Annotated in this window: 13 protein-coding genes; all 13 read right to left on the bottom strand. The window is 65.1% G+C overall.

The features are described from left to right. Positions 1-47: 47 nt before the first annotated feature. The 13 genes from ASE26_RS09405 to ASE26_RS09345 are packed head-to-tail and all read right to left on the bottom strand — an operon-like array spanning position 48 to position 17,720. The gene (locus ASE26_RS09405) at positions 48-1,043 is read right to left on the bottom strand and encodes a TIGR03790 family protein (protein ID WP_055937314.1); all 996 of its coding nucleotides are present in this window, start codon (positions 1,041-1,043) and stop codon (positions 48-50) included. Beyond that, positions 1,024-2,439 carry a mannose-1-phosphate guanylyltransferase/mannose-6-phosphate isomerase gene (locus ASE26_RS09400; protein ID WP_055937311.1) on the bottom strand — a complete coding sequence of 472 codons (1,416 nt, stop codon included), beginning with the start codon at positions 2,437-2,439 and terminating at the stop codon, positions 1,024-1,026. The genes ASE26_RS09405 and ASE26_RS09400 overlap by 20 nt, the downstream gene beginning before the upstream one ends. After that, the gene (locus ASE26_RS09395) at positions 2,436-3,590 is read right to left on the bottom strand and encodes a sugar phosphate nucleotidyltransferase (RefSeq protein WP_055937308.1); all 1,155 of its coding nucleotides are present in this window, start codon (positions 3,588-3,590) and stop codon (positions 2,436-2,438) included. Before ASE26_RS09395 ends, ASE26_RS09400 begins: the two co-directional genes overlap by 4 nt. After that, positions 3,587-4,828, bottom strand: coding sequence for a glycosyltransferase family 4 protein (locus ASE26_RS09390; protein ID WP_055937305.1), 1,242 nt, complete (start codon positions 4,826-4,828; stop codon positions 3,587-3,589). Before ASE26_RS09390 ends, ASE26_RS09395 begins: the two co-directional genes overlap by 4 nt. Then, on the bottom strand, positions 4,812-6,122 hold the full coding sequence (locus tag ASE26_RS09385; protein ID WP_055937302.1) for a nucleotide sugar dehydrogenase: 1,311 nt from the start codon (positions 6,120-6,122) through the stop codon (positions 4,812-4,814). The genes ASE26_RS09390 and ASE26_RS09385 overlap by 17 nt, the downstream gene beginning before the upstream one ends. Continuing rightward, positions 6,119-8,077 carry an alginate lyase family protein gene (locus tag ASE26_RS09380; protein WP_057246089.1) on the bottom strand — a complete coding sequence of 653 codons (1,959 nt, stop codon included), beginning with the start codon at positions 8,075-8,077 and terminating at the stop codon, positions 6,119-6,121. The genes ASE26_RS09385 and ASE26_RS09380 overlap by 4 nt, the downstream gene beginning before the upstream one ends. Beyond that, a complete protein-coding gene (locus tag ASE26_RS09375) occupies positions 8,074-9,141 on the bottom strand; it encodes a glycosyltransferase family 4 protein (protein ID WP_055937295.1) in 1,068 nt (355 codons plus the stop codon). The genes ASE26_RS09380 and ASE26_RS09375 overlap by 4 nt, the downstream gene beginning before the upstream one ends. Next, positions 9,138-10,484 carry a phenylacetate--CoA ligase family protein gene (locus tag ASE26_RS09370; protein ID WP_055937292.1) on the bottom strand — a complete coding sequence of 449 codons (1,347 nt, stop codon included), beginning with the start codon at positions 10,482-10,484 and terminating at the stop codon, positions 9,138-9,140. The genes ASE26_RS09375 and ASE26_RS09370 overlap by 4 nt, the downstream gene beginning before the upstream one ends. Beyond that, a complete protein-coding gene (locus tag ASE26_RS09365) occupies positions 10,465-11,718 on the bottom strand; it encodes a glycosyltransferase (RefSeq protein ID WP_055937289.1) in 1,254 nt (417 codons plus the stop codon). Before ASE26_RS09365 ends, ASE26_RS09370 begins: the two co-directional genes overlap by 20 nt. 3 nt (positions 11,719-11,721) lie before the next feature. After that, on the bottom strand, positions 11,722-12,696 hold the full coding sequence (locus ASE26_RS09360; protein WP_057246087.1) for a glycosyltransferase: 975 nt from the start codon (positions 12,694-12,696) through the stop codon (positions 11,722-11,724). Continuing rightward, positions 12,693-13,814 (bottom strand): glycosyltransferase, encoded by a 1,122-nt coding sequence (locus tag ASE26_RS09355; protein ID WP_055937283.1) that lies wholly within the window; start codon positions 13,812-13,814, stop codon positions 12,693-12,695. Before ASE26_RS09355 ends, ASE26_RS09360 begins: the two co-directional genes overlap by 4 nt. Then, complete coding sequence (locus tag ASE26_RS09350) at positions 13,811-15,319, bottom strand: lipopolysaccharide biosynthesis protein (protein WP_055937280.1); 1,509 nt, start codon at positions 15,317-15,319, stop codon at positions 13,811-13,813. The genes ASE26_RS09355 and ASE26_RS09350 overlap by 4 nt, the downstream gene beginning before the upstream one ends. 25 nt (positions 15,320-15,344) lie before the next feature. Next, a complete protein-coding gene (locus ASE26_RS09345; RefSeq protein ID WP_229207291.1) occupies positions 15,345-17,720 on the bottom strand; it encodes a heparinase II/III family protein in 2,376 nt (791 codons plus the stop codon). Positions 17,721-17,730: the final 10 nt, after the last annotated feature.

The raw sequence follows: 17,730 nt of genomic DNA, 5'->3' as shown, positions 1-17,730 counted from the left end.
AACTGTTTGATATGACTAGTTGGTGACACACGATTAGTCCAAACGGACTAACGGGGATAGGGCCGCGCCAGCGGGTCTCCTATGAAAAGGCCCTGCGCGGGCCATGCCACGCTGCGCCAATAGGCTTCGATCGCGGTGGCTCCGCTGAGGTAATGCTGCAACAGGATTTGCGGATGAGGAAATTTCTGCCAGTGATTGCAGGGCTCGCTGACCGTGCCATAGCTGGCGGTGGCGCCCGCCTCCAGCCAGCGCAGGCTGCTCATCTGGCCGCTGCCCAGCAGGTCGCCGCCATAGGACGTCAGGTGGTCGGCCAGGGCGCCGGGCAGGAAGCGCAAGGTCTCCAGCTTGCCGACCTGTGCCAGTCCGGTCTGGTAGAGCATGACATCGCGGGCTCCTTCCAGCACGTCCTGCTGCAAGGTGTGGATCGTCAATTTGCGCGCCGGGATGGCGCCGCTGGGCGGAAAGAAGCGCGCCCGGGTATTGCGCGCCGCCTCGCTGGTCTGCAGGAAATAGGCGCCCGCTTGCGGCACACTGAAACCGGCCGCCTTGCCGCGTTCGGCCACCGCGCGCGCCACCTCCAGCGGTTCGGCCGGCAACAGCATCGACAGCCGCATGCCGGGCGGCAGCAGCTTGCCATTGAAATAGGGATTTTTGCGCCCGGGCGCGCAGCTGCGCTCGCATTGCGCCGCATCGAAGCCCAGTGTATAGGCCGAGGTCAGGCTATTGCATTCCACCGCATAGGGAGCGGTCCAGGCAAACAGCACGGCGCGCGCGTCGCCAGGCAGCTGGCGGTCGATTTCGGTTTTCAGCCGCGCAAAGGCATCGGCATCGAGGCGATGCGGCTGGCCGGGAATACTGACATGGGCGATGCGCGCCGATGGGATGCCGCGCAACCGGGCGTAGTAAGCGCCCAGTGCCACGCTGGCAGGATCGGCATCGTTGACCACCAGCCCAAGCTGGGCCGGCTGGAGTTGGGCGCGCGCCCCGGCTGCCGACAGCAGGAGCGCGGCAACAATGCAGCGTCTAGCCGCGATGGTAGACATCCTCGAAGCGAACGATATCGTCCTCGCCGAGGTAGCTGCCCGACTGCACTTCGATCAGGTGCAGCGGCAGCTTGCCCGGATTCTCCAGGCGATGGCTCATGCCGATCGGGATATAGGTCGATTCGTTCTCGGTCAGCAGGCTGACCTTGTCGCCGCAAGTCACGCGCGCCGTCCCCGATACCACCACCCAATGTTCGGCGCGGTGATGGTGCATCTGCAGCGACAGCTTGCCGCCCGGGTTGACGATGATGCGTTTGACCTGGAAGCGCTCGCCCACGTCGATGCCTTCGTACGAACCCCAGGGACGATACACCTTGGTATGGTGCAGATGCTCGGTGCGGCCGCTGGCTTTCAGGTGGTCCACCACCTGCTTCACGCGCTGCACATGGTCCTTGTGCGCCACCAGCACCGCATCGGAAGTCTCGACGATCACCAGGTCCTGCACGCCGATTGCCGCCACGATGCGGCCCTCGGCGCGCACCAGGCAGTTCCTGGCATCATCGGTGTACACGTCGCCGCGCGTCACATTGCCGTTGCCGTCGGCCTCCAGCACGTCGACCAGCGCCGACCAGGAGCCCACGTCGTTCCAGCCGATCGCCGCCGGCGCCACGACAGCCTGCCTGGTGTGCTCCATCACCGCGTAGTCGATGGAATCGGATGGGCAGGCCGTGAAGGCCGCCTCGTCGAGGCGGCAGAAATCCAGGTCGCGATAGCCCTTGCTGACCGCTTCCTCGCTGAATCTGGCCATCTCGGGCTGGAATTGCGCCAGCTCCTTCAGGAAGGCGTCGGCGCGGAACAGGAACATGCCGCTGTTCCAGAAGAAGTTGCCGGCATCGATAAAGCCCTGCGCCGTCTCGCGGTCCGGCTTCTCGACGAACCTGCCGACCTTGTAGCAGCCTTCGGCCGGCAGCGGCTCGCCGCTCTGGATATAGCCATAGCCCGTTTCCGGCGCGGTCGGCACGATGCCGAAGGTGGCCAGTGCGCCGCCTTCGGCCTGGGTCGCGGCGCGCTCGATCGCAGCGTAGAAAGAGTCCACGTCCTTGATCACATGGTCGGCCGGTAGCACCAGCATGAGCGCTTGCGCATCGATCGCCTGCAGGTAATGGGCGGCGGCGGCCACCGCCGGCGCGGTATTGCGCCCCACCGGCTCCAGCAGGATGCCAAGCGGGCTGACGCCGATTTCGCGCATCTGCTCGGCCACCAGGAAGCGGTGCTCGTTGCCGCACACGATCAGCGGCGCCATCATGCCGTTGCGGCCAGCCAGGCGTTGCACGGTCTCCTGCAACATCGTCTTGTCCGATACCAGCGGCAGCAGCTGCTTCGGCAACGCCGCGCGCGACAAGGGCCACAGCCGGGTACCGGCGCCGCCGGACAGGATGACGGGATAAATTTTCATATTAAAGTTGTCTCTTTGGCAACATTATGCGCGGCACGCCGGGTCGCACGGCGATCCCGCGCATTAGCCCAGCCTCCGCCTTCTGCTTGCGAAATATGCTGCATTTCGCCAGCGCGGTCGACACTATACTCTTTGAACACGATTAATTCGTCGAGTGTAACGTCCGGTAAGACTCGAGTATATTCGAACAACACGCTGCGCACTACCCTTGCCCCGCTGCGAATGTGGCTGCCGTGGCCAATCCACGTCGGCCCGATGATGGTGGCGCCGGCCTCGATGCGGCAACCGGAGCCGATATAGACCGGCCCGATGATGCGGGTGCCATGCCAGTCGATGCTGGTGTTCAGGCCGACCCACACGCCCTCCTCCACCTGCACGCCCGGCACCGTCATGTGCGCCACGCCGCCGGTCAGCACGCCTTGCAGCACTTCCCAGTAATCCTTGACGCTGCCGATATCGATCCAGTCGAATTTGCGCGTCTGGCAGTAGAACGGCAAGCCGCGCTGGGCCAGCAGGGGGAACAGCTCGGAGCCGATATCGAACTCCTGGCCGGAGGGAATCAGGTCGATCACTTCCGGTTCGAACAGGTAAATGCCGGTGCTGGCGCAATTCGACTTGGCCTGCGCGCGCGATGGCTTTTCCTGGAATTCGAGCACCCGGCCGCCGCCGTCGCTGACCACCACGCCATAACTGCTCACCTTCTCCCACGGCACTTCACGCGTAATCACGGTGGCCAGGGCGCCCTTGCGCCGGTGTTCGTACAGTGCCGACTTCAAATCCAGGTCGATCAGCGCGTCGCCGCACAGCACCACCACCGTCTCGTCGAAAAACCCGCCGAACTCCTGGATCTTCTTGATGCCGCCGGCGGACCCGATCGGCTGCGGCACGACCTCGCCCTGGTCGTTGGTATAGCCTTCAAAGGAATAGCCGATCTGCACGCCGAACTGGTGCCCTTCGCCGAAATACTCTTCGATCTTCTCATGCAGGTAGCTGACATTGACCATGATCTCGCTGACGCCATGCCGCTGCAGGTGCTCAACCAGGTAGGCCATCACGGGCTTGCCGAGGATCGGGATCATCGGCTTCGGCAGTTCATAGGTCAAAGGGCGCACCCGCGTGCCCTTGCCGGCCGCCAGAATCATCGCTTTCATAGGTTGTCCTTTTCCAGAATCAGCTCGGGCGCCGAGTACAGCCGCTCATAAGCTGCCAGCAGCTTGGGCGCCTCGTATTCCCATTCAAGTTCATTGACCACACGGTTGCGCCCATAAGTACCCATGCGCGCGCGCCGCTCCGGATCATCCAGCAACTCCACAATCTTCAGCGCCATGTCGACCGGGTCGTTCCTGGCCGCGTACAGCGAAGCTTCCTGCGCCGATACACGGCCCTCGGTCAGGTCGAACTGCACGATCGGCTTGCCCAGCGCCATGTACTCCATGATCTTGTTCATGGTGGACTTGTCGTTCATTTCGTTGGCAACGTCAGGATTCACGCACACATCGGCCGTGTTCAGCATTTCCAGCAACTGCTGGTCGGGCACCCGCCCCGTAAACGTCACGTACTCGGCTACGCCGAGCTCGCGCGCCAGCGTTTTCATCTCCTCCAGCGAAGTGCCGCCGCCAACCAGGCCGAAATGCACGTCGCGCCGCCCCATCTCGTGCACCACCACGCGCACGCTTTGCAGCAGCAGGTCGATGCCTTCCTGCGCCCCCATCACGCCGACATAGCCGACCAGGAAACGCCTGCCCTGCTTCAGCTGCTGCAGCGGCGGCAGCACGCGCAGGCGGTCCAGCTTGGGTCCGCTGCGCACCACGTACACCTTGTCGGGATCCATGCCGCCGCGACCGATGGCGATGCGCTTATACGAATCGTTGGTGGCAATCGACACGTCGGCGGTGCGGAACGACAGCCGCTCCAGCCAGACCATCAGCTTGTAGAAGAAGTCGCGCCGCCCGAACTTGGCTTCATACAGTTCAGGATTGATGTCATGGTGGTCGAACAGGAAGCGCTTGCCCAGCAAGAACTTGAAGAAGCCGCCGACCAGGAACAGCAGGTCGGGCGGATTGCAGGCATGGATGACGTCGAAACCGTGGCGTAACAGCACCTTCCACGCCAGGCGCGAACTATGGAACAGCGCCGCCGAATACTCGATGGCATAGCCCAGGGCGCCCTGCGCCTCCATCGGCAGCTTGTAGCGGTAGATATGGATGCCGTCCAGTTCCTCGTAGCGCGACTCATAACCCTTGCCGGTCGGGCAGATGATCGCTACCTGGTAGCCATTGGCATGCAGCGTCGTCGCTTCCTGCCATACGCGCCGGTCAAACGGCGATGGCAGGTTTTCGACGATGATAAGCACACGGCGCTGCTCTTCGCGGTTACCAGCAGATGCCATCGTACGCCCCTTCGCTCTGCTTGCCCGAGACGCGCACCAGGTCCACCAGGTGCTGTCCCGGCCGCAGCTTGTCAGGTACGGCCTGGAATTCCGGCGCGCCATTGCCGATCACCACCGTGTCGGCAAACGCAAGGACCGCATCCATCGAATCGACCATCAGCCGCGAGATGTGGGGAATGATGTTCATGATGTAGTCCTGGTTGGCGCCGGTCAGCGCCGCCAGCTTCACATTCCTGTCGTACAAGCGCAGGTCGTAGCCCTTGCCGATCAGGTGCTCGATCACGTCCACCAGCGGCGATTCGCGCAGGTCGTCGGTGCCGGCCTTGAAAGAGAAGCCGAGGATGCCGACTTTCCTGCCCGGCTTTTCCATCACCATCTTCAAGCCCTTTTCCACCTGCTTGTGGTTGGATGGCAGGATGGCGTTCAGCAGCGGCAGTTCCAGGTCGAGCTGGCGCGCCTTGTAGATCAGCGCGCGCACGTCTTTCGGCAGGCAGGAGCCGCCAAAGGCAAAACCTGGCTTCATGTAATACGGCGAGAGATTCAGCTTGGTGTCCTTGCAGAAGATCTCCATCACCTCGTGGCCGTCAATGCCGACCGCCTTGCAGATATTTCCGATCTCATTGGCGAAATCGACTTTCAGCGCGTGCCAGGTATTGTCGGTGTACTTCACCATTTCCGCCGTCTCGACGTCGGTGCGCACCACCGGTGCATCCATGCCCGCATACAGCTGCAGCAGCAGGTCGCCGGAGCGCTCGTCGGTCTCGCCGATCACCGTCTTCGGCGGGTGGTGGTAATCGTGCACCGCCGTGCCCTCGCGCAGGAATTCCGGATTGCCGCACACGCCGAAATCGATGCCCGCACGTTTTCCGGACGCCTGCTCCAGCGTCGGAATCACCAGCGAACGCATGGAGCCGGGCAGCATCGTGCTGCGCGCCACCACCACGTGGAAGCTCTCCTTCTCGCGCAGCGCATGGCCGATCTGCTCGCACACCTTGCGTACCGCGCTCAGATCGAGGTTGCCGTTCATCTGCGATGGCGTGCCGACGCACACCAGCGAGATCTCGCTCGACATCACGGCATCGCGCACACTGTCGGTAGCGCGCAGGCGGCCGTCACGCACCGCATTTGCAATCATCTCGCCGATATCCTTTTCGATGATCGGCGTCCGTCCTTCGTTGATCAGCCCAACCTTGGTGCGGTTCGGGTCGACCCCGATGACCGTATGGCCTTCTGCCGCCAGGCAGCCTGCCGAAACTGCACCTACATAGCCCATGCCAAAGATACTGATCTTCACGATGACGCTCCTTCCAGTAAGGTAATTTCGGTCACGATCGTGCTGGTGCCGCGTATCGCTCCGCGCCACGCTGCTGTCGTGATGCCGGCTTTGCTGTCAAAGCTGCGCGAGATCCATCCCGCGATTGGCGCCGTGCTGGCGCAATGGAGTTGCGGCCCATTCCCGAACCGGCATGACATGTGCAAACCCTTATCCCGCTTGGCGATATGCAAAGCTTGCCCAACCGTTTCGGCATGGCAGCCTTCTGCAAAATGCCAGTGCAGGGCTACCTCGTGCTCGCCAAAACATTCTAGGATATCTTCAACAACGAGCGCGTTCTTTTGGGAATCGAAACGAATGATGCGCCGGTGCATGACAGGATCGCGCAAGCGCATATAGCCGTCTTGTTTTCCCTCAAAGAAATGAGTCGCGTCGTGCGACAACGCCACAGCGTTGGCCTTACGCAGCCACATGAAGTTGCCGCCGATTTCCGACTGGTCCAGCCCATCGACTTGCACGGTGTTATGCGCCGCAGTACTGCGGAAATAGTCGCGCCACTGGCGCTGCGTGTGGTAGGCGTAAGTACCGGGATCGACCAGCATTTCCTGCCCGCCCATGGAGAGCGTGAAGGCCAGCGCATCGGCATGCCCATGCGCTGCCAGCGAGAGATAGCCCAGCGGTCCGCAATCGACCACGATGCGCACTTCCTGCGGCGTGCCGAAATCCTTTCCAAGCAGGTAATAGCCGCCTTGCGGGAAAGCCAGGCGCGGCGTTTCCCGTTCACCCGGCACGCCAGACGGCAACGCGGCCCAGCGCGCATCGGCATCGGCGAACAGCCAGCGGTTGCGCTCATCCAGCGCGCCGGCCTTGGCCTTGAAGTCGGCGCGCCCGAACAGCAGCGCCGCGCTGGCAAGCAGGGAGCGGTACGGCGCTGCGCCAGATGCGTCCAGGCGCAGCATGCGGGCATCATCGGCATCGCCGGTCATCGGCACATTGCCGCCCACGTCCATCAGCGCCGCGAGGAATTCCGCCATGCGCTCAAGGCGAGCCAGCCACCCGGGCGGGAAGCTGGCGCCGTTGGCTTGCGCGGCGAGCTGGCATAGCAGCATCATGTCCATCACCTCGTGGTGATAATAGATCGCCTGCTCCTTGTTGACGCCATCCTCCCAGTTCTGCTGCAAGCCCTGCTCGGCCAGGCCGCGTTCGGCGCGCGCGCGCCAGCGTACGCTCTCGGGCCAGCAGGGCCATTGCACGCTCGCGATGTACAGGCCCATGTACTCGCCGAGCAGATGGTTGTTGGCGGACGAGTGGCGCGACAGGTGGTGGCTGATAAAGTGGCAGTGCTTGTAGACCGCATTCAGCCAGCGGTGACGCCAATCGTCGTCAAGGCTGCCGTCCAGCAGTTGCCAGGCGGCCGACCAGTTCAGCAGGCGCACGCCGAGCTCCAGCGAACTGGCCCAGTGCACGCCTTGCGGATAGGGGCATTGATCGAGCCAGGAAATGAGCAGCGTGCGCGCACCGTCGCGGTATTTCCGCTCGCCGCTGCAGCGCCATGCCTGGGCCAAGGTCACCAGCTCCAGGTGCCGGCTCGGCTCCCACAGGTATTTGATATCGCCCACCAGCGACGCGTCGCGGTAATCGATGGACGGCCCCGGCGCCATCGGCGCGCTGGTGCCGCTGCGCGGGTCGCGGTTCCACTGCGGCGGAAAGCCCAGCGGCGCCCCTTCCAATGCAAACACGTTCCAGCGCCCTGCCAGCAGCGCATCGGCTGCCATGCACAGCGCGCCGGCCTCCACCTCCGCTGGTGCGGCAAGAAAGGCGGCGCCGAAACGATCCAGGGCCGGCACCGGCGGATAGCTGGCCAGCCCCAGCCCCATCGCGGCGGCTTTGCGGCGCGCCAGCTGGTGCATACGCCAGACAACTTCGGCAGGCCCCATCAGTTTGAGGCGATTGATTTTCCAGGCCAGTGCAGTCATTGCGGCAAAAATCCCAGTTCGCGATACAGCCGCTCAAGCCGCGGCAATACGGCATCGCTGCTGAAGGTGGATTCCACCTTGCGCCGCGCTGCCTCCCCCATGCGCCGCGCCAGCGCATCGTCTTCCAGCAGTTGCGCCAGCCGCGCCGCCAGCGCATCGACATCGCCCGGCGCAACGAGGAAGCCCTCCACGCCGTCGGCCACCGCTTCCGGAATGCCGCCCACCGGCGTGGCCAGCACGGGCAGGCCGGCCGCCATCGCCTCCAGCACGCTCATCGGCAAACCTTCGTTATACGAGGGCAGCGCGTAGAGGGAGGCCAGCGCCAGCTGCTGCCGGCGGCTTTCCGCCCCGACCCAGCCCAGCAGGTTGAGCTGGCTGGCAATACCCAGCTGCGCGGCGCGCTGGCGCACCGCATCGAGCTCGCCATCGCCGCCCAGCCGCAATTCCAGCACAGCGACCTGCGGCGCCACGCGCGCCGCCGCCTGCAGCAGGTCGTAGCTGCCCTTGCGCCGCCCCAGCCGGCCCAGCGACAGCACCGCGCCGCGCCGCCGCTGTTCCCAGGAACTCGCGGCCGGCAGCAGCACCGGGTTGTATATCGCCTCGACATGCGGGTTGCGCGACATCCCCTCCACCCAGCAGCGCCATGCCTCCGACAGCACCACCACGCGCGTGCTGCGGTCGAAAATGAAACGCACGAAGCGCTTGCGCCAGGGCCCGCACTCCTCGCCGTAGAACATCGCAAACTCCGCTCCGTGCAGGTGCAGGATCGCCGGCACGCGCGCAGCGAAAGCCAGCAGGAAAAAGCCCGACTTGCGCCAGAAGCTGGCGCGCGAAGCCACGTGCACGTGCACCAGCCCGACCTGGCCGCGCAACAGCATCGCGGCAAACGCCGCGTAGGCAGCCAGCATCGCGCGCAGCTTGCGCCACCGGCTGCCATCGCAATGCGTGGCCAGGTAGCGTACGCCGAAGCGCCGCAGCATGCCGGCCTGCTGATACACCCTCACCACGGAAGCGATGCCGCCCATGGTGTCCATCCCGGTTCCCAGCATGACGATGGTTTTCATGTACGCTGTCCGTCCTTCCATTCATTGACCACCCAGCGGAACTTGCCGGCCGCCGTATTCGGCAGCTCGTCGCGCAGCACCACCCTTACCTGCACCGTCGCATCGACCAGGTGGCGGATGTTGTGCAGCAGCTTGTCCTGGTCCGCCTGCGAGAAGCGCACATCGGGCACCAGCCGCAATTCCCAGATGCCCGGCCCGACCTGGGCCACCTGCGACTTGCGCACGTTTTCCACGCCCTTGAAGGCAAAAGTCAGTACCGAAGGACTGACTTCGGAACCGTCGCCGCCGGTGATGCGGTCTTCCAGCTTGCCGCTGACCGGCTCGATCATCGGGAACGGCCGGCCGCACAGGCAATGGCCGTGGCGCCAGCGCGTACGGTCGCTCAGGCGGTAGCGCACCAGCGGCATCGCCAGGTTATGCAAGGTGGTGCCAACCACATGCCCGTAGCCGTCGGTCGGCTCGCCATGGTCGTCCAGGATTTCAACGTGCGAATAGTCCGGATTGACGTGCATCGAACCGTACTCGCACTGCGTGGCAAACGCCACCCGCTCCGCCATGCCGTACATGTCCATGATCTTTCCGGCCAGGCGTTCGCGGATCAGTTCCTGCTGGTGCGGGTACAGCGGCTCGGAAGCCGTGAACAGGCGGGGAATGGACAAGGACGTGCCGCGCCGCTCCAGCTGCTGCGCCAGCGTGTAGGCGGTGGACGGGTAAGCCTGCAGCATGGCCGGCGCGAATTCGCGCAGCTTGTCGATGATGGGATCGATGCAGCGGTCGGTCAGGTGGCGCGACGACAGCAGCAGCTGGCGGTTGTAGCGGTTCTCGAACCAGAACGGCGGGCGTTGCCGCTCCAGCCCGGCCACCATGTCGCCGCGCAGCGTGGCGCGCGGCATGCCGTCGACATAACCGCCCCAGCTCCAGTGGCGCTTGATGAAGGCCTGTTCCATCTGCACCGAATGCAGGCTGCGGATGATCACCAGCGGCGTGCCCGTGGTGCCGCTGGTCTTGCCCAGCGCCTGCCATGGACGCTTGCTGCCGCGGTTCGGATACAGCGCCAGCGGATGTTCCAGCAAGGTCGCCTTGTCGACAATCGGGAACAGCTCGCGCAAGGCCTGCCGCGCCTCAACCGGCGAGAAGTCGGTCGTGATGTGCGCATAGTAGGGTAGCTTGCCGATGGCCGCTTGCAGGCTGCGGTGCAACAGGCGGTCGCCCAGCACCTTCAAGGCATAGTCGTCCATCAACTCATGCCGGCGCAGGCGCTGCACCAGGCGCTGGCTCAGCGCATTGTCGCGCACCAGCGCGCGCCCGCCGTACAGGAACTCTTTACGCAATTCGGCCAGCATGATCGCCTCCCACCAGGTTCTGATAGCGCTGCGCCACCGCTGCGCCCAGCACGCGGTAGCTGCGCGCCGCTTCGATATAGGCCGGGCCAGCCGCGGCGCGTTCACGGGCGGCCTGCGGGTCGCGCAGGATGGCCAGCAAGCCTTCGGCCATGGCCCGCGGCGTACTCGCCGCCAGCCAGCCGGCACCGCTCGCGGCCAGCACCGCTTCCTGGTCGGGGATATCGTTGCCGACGCAAGGCATGCCCAGCGCCAGGTACTCCAGCAACTTGGTCGGCGAGCTGACGTCGTACAGTGCGCCGCGCGGCACATACGAGATGGCGGCCTGCGCACCGAGCAGGAATTCCCAGGCTTGCGCGGGCGGCAGCCAACCGGTGACCTGCACCGCATCGGCCAGTCCCTTGGCGCGCGCGGCGCCGAGCAATTGCGGCACATCGTCCTGCTGCGGCGAACTGCCGATCAGCAGCAGTCTCGCATCCGGCAGCTCGCGCCGCACCAGTACCAGCGCATCGAGCACGCGCTCCAGGCAGCGCGCCCGGTCCAGCGTGCCGAGGTAGGCCACCACCGGCCGCCCCTCCCAGCCAGGCCAAGCGCGCGCCGCCGGCCGCAAGCCGGGCTGCGCCAGCGCTTCCATGTCGACCCCCATCGGCACGGCACTGATGCGCCCCGCAGGCACGCCATGCCGCGCCACCAGGGCGGCCATCGCCTCGCTTTGCACGAACACATGGTCGGCGCGCGGCAGCAGCACGCGGTACAGCAGCCAGCGCTCGGCAAGCCCCTTCGCAAGCACGAGGCGCGCCCGCAGGCGGCGCAAGCCGCTGCGGCCCTGCAGCCGCGCCAGCTCATCCTGCGCCCGCTCGATGCGTCCTTCGCTCATCAGGTAAGACAGCCAGTACATCATCGGCAATCCCTTCATGCGCGCCACCAGCAATGCCAGCAAGCCTATGCTGACCATATCGCGCACTTGCACCGCATCGTGGCTGCGGCGGTCAGCGCCAAGCAAGGCGCGCAGGCATAGCCAGAGAAAAGACAGTTCCGCTTTCCAGCGCGCACCGGCCCGCGCCCGCCGTGAAGAGGCGAAGCCCTGGTTATCGGCTGGTGCCGCGCTGCCTTTGCCGACCAGGTGGCATTGCACGCCATGGCGCGGCAGGTATTTGCCAAACAGGGTCGCCACGTCGGCGCGAAAAGTCGGCAGGGGTTCCGGCACGAGCTGCAAGATGCGGACTGGGCGGGCCATGCTTCATCCTAGCAAGAACTGCTCAATTTCAGCGCCCGGTTCGCCTCGCCCTTCCAGCTTTCCCGCGGCCAGCCGCACGCGCTGCGCCAGCTCCTCGCGCCGAGCCGGATGTTCGAGCGCATGGGCCAGCGCCTGGCGCATCGCCTGCACATCGTCGTGCGGCACAAAGCCGGGATAGTCTGCGCCAAGATACGCTTCGATCGCTTCGTGGCGGGTCGCCACCAGCGGCTTGCCGTGCCGCAGCACGCGCAGCAGGACGCTCTGCCCGCATGCTTCGCCGAGGCCGCGCAGCGGCATCGCCACCACGCTGCTGCGCGCCAGCAGGCCTTCAAATTCAGCCTCCGGCAAATCGCGCAGGATGCGCGTGCTGCCGCGCGCCGGCTGGCGGATCTGGTTGCGCTGCGAAGCCACGATCACCAGCGGCGCCGGCAGCGGTTCGGCCGCCTCCAGCAGCAAGTCGTAATCGCGGTTGGAAAAGCCGCCGGCGAAAATGCTGCCGTCGTCGCCCTGCGGCGAAGCGCGGCCATCGAGTTCCTGCCGCCACAGATGGCAATGCACGTCGTGCTCCGCCATGCCGACGTTCTGCACCAGGTTGCGCGCCTCGCCCGGGGAGAAGGCGATAAAGCCCAGGCCCGGCACGCGCAGCGCTCGCAGCACGCGGTCGGCAAGCCGGCGCGCCCGCTTGCCGTGCACGAAGCAGCTCATCACCAGCAGGCGTTCGGGTCGCGGCAGCAATCGCGCCTTGACCAGCGCCAGCACCGGCAAGGCTTGCCAGCCGACGACCAGTACGCGATCCGTCCGCTTCCATAAGCCGAAACAGCGCAACAGCTTTGGCGACAACATGGACATCACGATCGCGCGCTTGCCGCTCATGCCCTGCGCGCCGGATGCCACGACTGTCACCTGCGCACCGCGCTCGCGCAGGTACCCGGTGATGTCGCGATAGCTGCCGGCTTGCGGCAGGAGCACGTGGATCATGGCCGCCGGCCCTCCGCCACCACTTCGCGCAGGATCTGCAGGTACTGCCGGCTCACCACGTCCGCGGTATGCTCGGATGCGTAGCGCAAGGCGCCGCCGTCCTGCAGGGTGCTGTAGTACTCCGCGTCGTCGTACAGGCGGTTGATGGTGGCCAGCATGGCCGGCACGTCCTGCGGCATCATGCCGGTCCAGCCGGGGACGATGCTGAAGGTCGACTGCGGGCACAGGACCGGGGTGCGGGTCGACCATGAATCGCACAGGAAGCCCCAGCCGGAATTGCTTTCGGTATAGGAGAACCACGCCGACGACAGGCGCTGCAAGGCTTCGGCACGGGTCACGCCTTCCACGTGTTCGACGCGCTCGCCAAGGCGCTCCTGCAATTGTTTGACGATGTGGGCGTAGGGCCCGCGTCCGATGACCACGAAACGCTCCACCGGCGTGTGCTCCAGGATGGCCGGCACAGTCTCCAGCCAGCGCTCGCAATTCTTGTGGCGGATCAATGAACCGACGTAGATCATTTCCCCCTGCCGCCGTTCGCGCGCCGGCCGCCAGTCCGCCGGCCGCTGCGCGCAATGTGCCGCGTAATATGCCCGCCTTCCGCGCAAGCCGAGCGCCGCCAGTTGCGGCAGGTCGGCCGGATCGTTGCTCATCAGCGCATCGACCTGCCCGCACACCTGCCACCAGCGCATGCGCCCGGCGACGCGGCCGATCGCCGGCACGCCGCCGTAATAGCGCCGCCGCAGCAGTTGCACCGGATCGGCCGATTCCACCCGCAGCAGCACCGGCACCGGATACAGCGGGCGCAGCATCTCCAGCAGCGGCAAGGTGTGGAAGGAATTCACCAGCAGCACATCGGGCTTGAAGGCATCGGCGATTTCACGCACCTGCGGCAGGTAATGCTGCGCTTCGTGCGACAAGGCACGCAGGCTGGGGAAGATGCGGTGAATCGGCACGCCCTGGAAATTCTCGTATGCCGCGCCCGGCTCCGAACTCTTAAGCGCCGACACGCGCGACGTCACGACTTCCACTGCCACGCCCCTCGCAACCAGCGGCGGCAGCACATACGCCACCTCGTCGAAGGTAGGATTCAATCCTGGATAGATGGCAAGCACTTTCATGTAGCCTCGCGCAGTAGTTGGCGTCCCAGCACTCGATTGATGAGCTGTCGATCTTTCTCATCAATTGCACCCGACAATAACAGCGCTACCGTAAAAACGGCGCACAACAGCAGGGTTCCCACAGCAGCAGCAAGCACGCCTTGCCCCGGCAACAGCCATGCCACAACGGCTGCCGCAGCAATCGCCAACAGCGCGCGCGCCCACCAGCGCAATCCCAGCGGCCATGCAAATCCACGGCGCCGCATGCCGGCCACGACCAGCCCGTTTACGATCAGCTCATTGCCCAGCAAGGCGGCCGGCACCAGCCACAAGCCAAGCGCCACCGAACCGAGCCAGGCCAGCAGGGGCAGCACCAGCAAGGAGCACAGCGACGCCAGCGCCCACATGCCCATCAGGCCAACCGCATTGCAAACCACGTTGAGGATCAGGCGATGCAGGCGCAGCGCCAGCCAGCCGCACAGCACCGCAAACAGCAAGCGGTACTCGCCAAAGCGGCCGCCGCTGGCCAGCTGCAGCACCAGGTCGCCATACACCGCGGCCACCGCCAGCACCGGCAGCAGGCTCAATGCGCTGACCTTGAACACGAAGTGCGCCCAGCGCTGCAATTCGCCGTAGTCGCGATTGCCGGCATAGGCGCCGATCATGCGCGAACGCACTACCGAAAAAATTACCATGCCCGGCATGTAGTTGCGGATGATGTCCGTCAAACGCAGGACGAATCCCAGCCCCGCCATGGCTTCCGGTGCCTGGCTGCGCGCCAGCAGCAGGATCAGGCAGGACGGCGAGTACAGGTATTCGACAATGCCGCTGGCGTAGTTATGCAGCGCCACCGCACGCATTTGCGCACGGCTGGGCGGCTGCCACCCATCCTGCGCCCGGGCCGGCAGCTTGCGCACGGCATGGGCCAGGAAACCCGCCGCCAGCAGCAGCGCACCAAGGCTTGCTGCCAGCTCGGCCAACAACAGCTGGCGCGCCGTGCCGCTGCCCATTGCCAGCAAGGCGCAGGCGATGACCGCGCCGCGCAGCAGCGTGACGATTTGCATGCGCGACTGCAGGGCCAGCGCCTCCAGCGTGTTGTCGCGCAAGATGCGCATCACGCCTTCCACCACCAGCAGGATTGCCGCCACGCCGGCCAGCTCAGGCGGGAAGCTCGCTGGCAGCCAGCCCTGCCCGCGCGCCGACAGCAGGCCGCCGGCAACCACCGCCAGCAGCAGCAGGCGGCTGGCGGCGACGGCAACCACCAGGCGCGCCAGCGCATGGCGGCTGCCGCGCAAACGATATTCAGGCAGGAAGCGCAGCAGGACCCAGTCGAGGCCAAAGCTCGACAAGCCAAGCACGAGTTCCACCAGCGCCATGGCGATCACGTAGTGGCCGAATTCGACAGCCGGCAGGACGCGTGCCGACAGCCCGAGCACGCTGGCTGTCAGCACGGCGGTAGGCACCTTGCCTACCAGGAAGGCGGCAATATTGCGCCGCGTTTGGGAACCCGAGTATGGTGCTGTCATAGCATGGCTCTGTCCCCCTGGCGGCTCAAGGCAGCGGCAAGGTGATGGTCTGGCTGCCCACCGTCAGCACGCGGCTGGTGGTGCCCGTGGTCAGATTGACCGCCGGCTTCTTGCAGCCCACATCCAGCAGCACCACGAATTCGCCCTTGAGTGCAGCCGGGCGCGTAAATGCCGCATGCTCCTCGATGCCCGTGCGCGGCGCCGGCCCGTCGCGCTTGACCAGGCTTGCCCCCGGCGTGAGCGAACTCACGCACAGCGAACGGTCGCCATTGACGATGGTGGCCGTGCCGCCTGAATTGACCGTGATCGCTACCGCGGCATGGAAATTCCACTCCCAGGCATGGGCCACCGGCGCCGTCAGCGTATCCATCACGACCGCTGCGTCCTGGCTGCGGAAGTACCACACCTTGCGGCGATTGAGCGACAGCGCACCTTCAAACGCCGGCGTGGCGTCGCCCTCCACATAGTCCATGGCGGAGGTAGTCGAGAAGCCGGTGATCTTGCCGTTGCGGCCCAGGTTCACCGTATTGCCCTCGATCCGCTGCCCTATGCCATTGTCGTAAGTGACCGCATTATGCGACTTGGTGGCGCGGTACCAGCTGCTCCACAGCGGTGAGCCGTACCAGTCGTAATACCCGGCCTCGATCAGCAGCCGTTTGCCCCCGCTGTTGAGCACGATTGAATTCTGGTCGCCATGGCTGTGGTTATACGAGCCGTAGGGGCTGGACTTGAAATACAGCGAAGTGCGTTTCGTGTCCGCCAGGGAACTGTGCATCGCGGCCCATCCCACGCTCGGATAGAACGCGCCGTTCGGCGGCGGCACCGCGGTCGTGACGGTGCTGACCGGCAGCGGCGATGGCGCCTGCAGCAGGGTCAGCGGATCTTCCACCCCGGCCATGCCGTTGTAGTACCACTTGGCCGCCGGCGTATTGAAGCGCGAAGCAAAAGCCTTCAGCAAATAGGTATTCGGCACGTCCTCGTGGCCATCGCCAAACACATGGTTCGGCGCCCCAGGAGGAACGAAGTGTGCCATGAAGCGCAGGAAGCCGTCCGACCAGGGCTTGCGGTAGATCGACACCCCCAGCGCCTGGCTCAACGGGTCCCAGATCTGCACCGAAAAGTCGGCTGCGGCCTGGCCATATGCGGTACCGTTGGCATAGCCGCCTTCCGGGCCGCTCCAGGTGTAGACCTGGTGCACATAGGTGCGCACTGCGAAGTCGAACCAGGTCTGGGCCGCCGGCACGTCGCCCAGGTTCAGCGCAGCGATCAATGCCAGGAAGCCCAGCGTATTGCCGCCGTGCGCATCGTATGGGTATTGGTCCATGCGCCCGTTGCTGCCCGAAAGGTCGTTGTAGATATCGCTCGTGCGGCGTGCAATATTCGATTGCCAGCTTGCCTTGCGCGTCGCGTCGAGGTTATTCCACAGCATGTCCAGCGCCTTCGACAGCGACATGGCAATGGTACGGGTAGCCTGGTCCTGGTTGGCATAGCTGGTTGGCCCGGTCGGGCTCAGTGCGGCCAGTTCATCGCCCCGTTTGATCGCTTCGTTCAGGTATGCGGTGGCAATCGCTTCCCCCTGCTTCAGGCGGTACAGCAGGGCCGCTGCTTCCACCTGGTGCGAAGTGCGGTTGATGCGATTGCGGATGTCGGAATTCTGGTTGCTCAGCGCCGTCGTCATGGTGCCGCTGCTGATGAGCGGCCAGTCGCTGTCCTTGACCGGCGCCATGGTCATGCGCGACTGCACGGTTTCGATCAGGCGCCGCACCTGGTCGCCGCGCTCGGTGACCATGGCCGAGTTCCATTTCAGGTAAGGCAGGAAAGTCGGCGACAGCATGCGTGAACGGCCATGCCGCAACACATTGTCGCGCAGGGTTGCATTGTCGTACACCTCGAATTTGGTGGCGCTGCTGTCGATGGTGAAACTGCGCACCGTCGACCAGTCCTTGGCCACCGCTTCCGCCAACGGCACCACCGCCGCTTCGGCCGCGGCTTCGATCTGCGCCAGGTTGGAACCGGCCGCCTTGGCCTTGCTGCGCGCTGCCGCATCGGCATCGTTCATCGCCTGGGTGCGGGTGAAGGGCGCAACTTTCCAGGTATAGATGCCGGCAGTGGGGAACGCATGGGTCGGCAGCAGCCAGTTGCGCGGCACCACATACTTGACCGGCGATGCCGTGCCCGGCGGCTGGATGATCACCAGGTACCACGTCGATGACGTGGCAATCGGATAACGCGACCAGGAAAAGCCGGGGGGGTTCTGTGGCTGCAATTGCATTTTGTCCGGCGCCGGGCGCACGGCTTCGATGTTGGCAGAGATCGCCCAGTCAGCGCGACTGGCGGGGGCGAAGGTGGTCAACGCTGCGAAAACAGCATAGGGCAAGAGGGAATATTTAACGAATTTCATGTGATACTCT

It is taken from the genome of Duganella sp. Root198D2 (assembly GCF_001428585.1).
Classification (GTDB): Bacteria; Pseudomonadota; Gammaproteobacteria; order Burkholderiales; family Burkholderiaceae_D; genus Rugamonas.
Note: the sequence above shows the minus strand (reverse complement) of the source record. Positions and strands in the feature narration are given on the sequence as shown.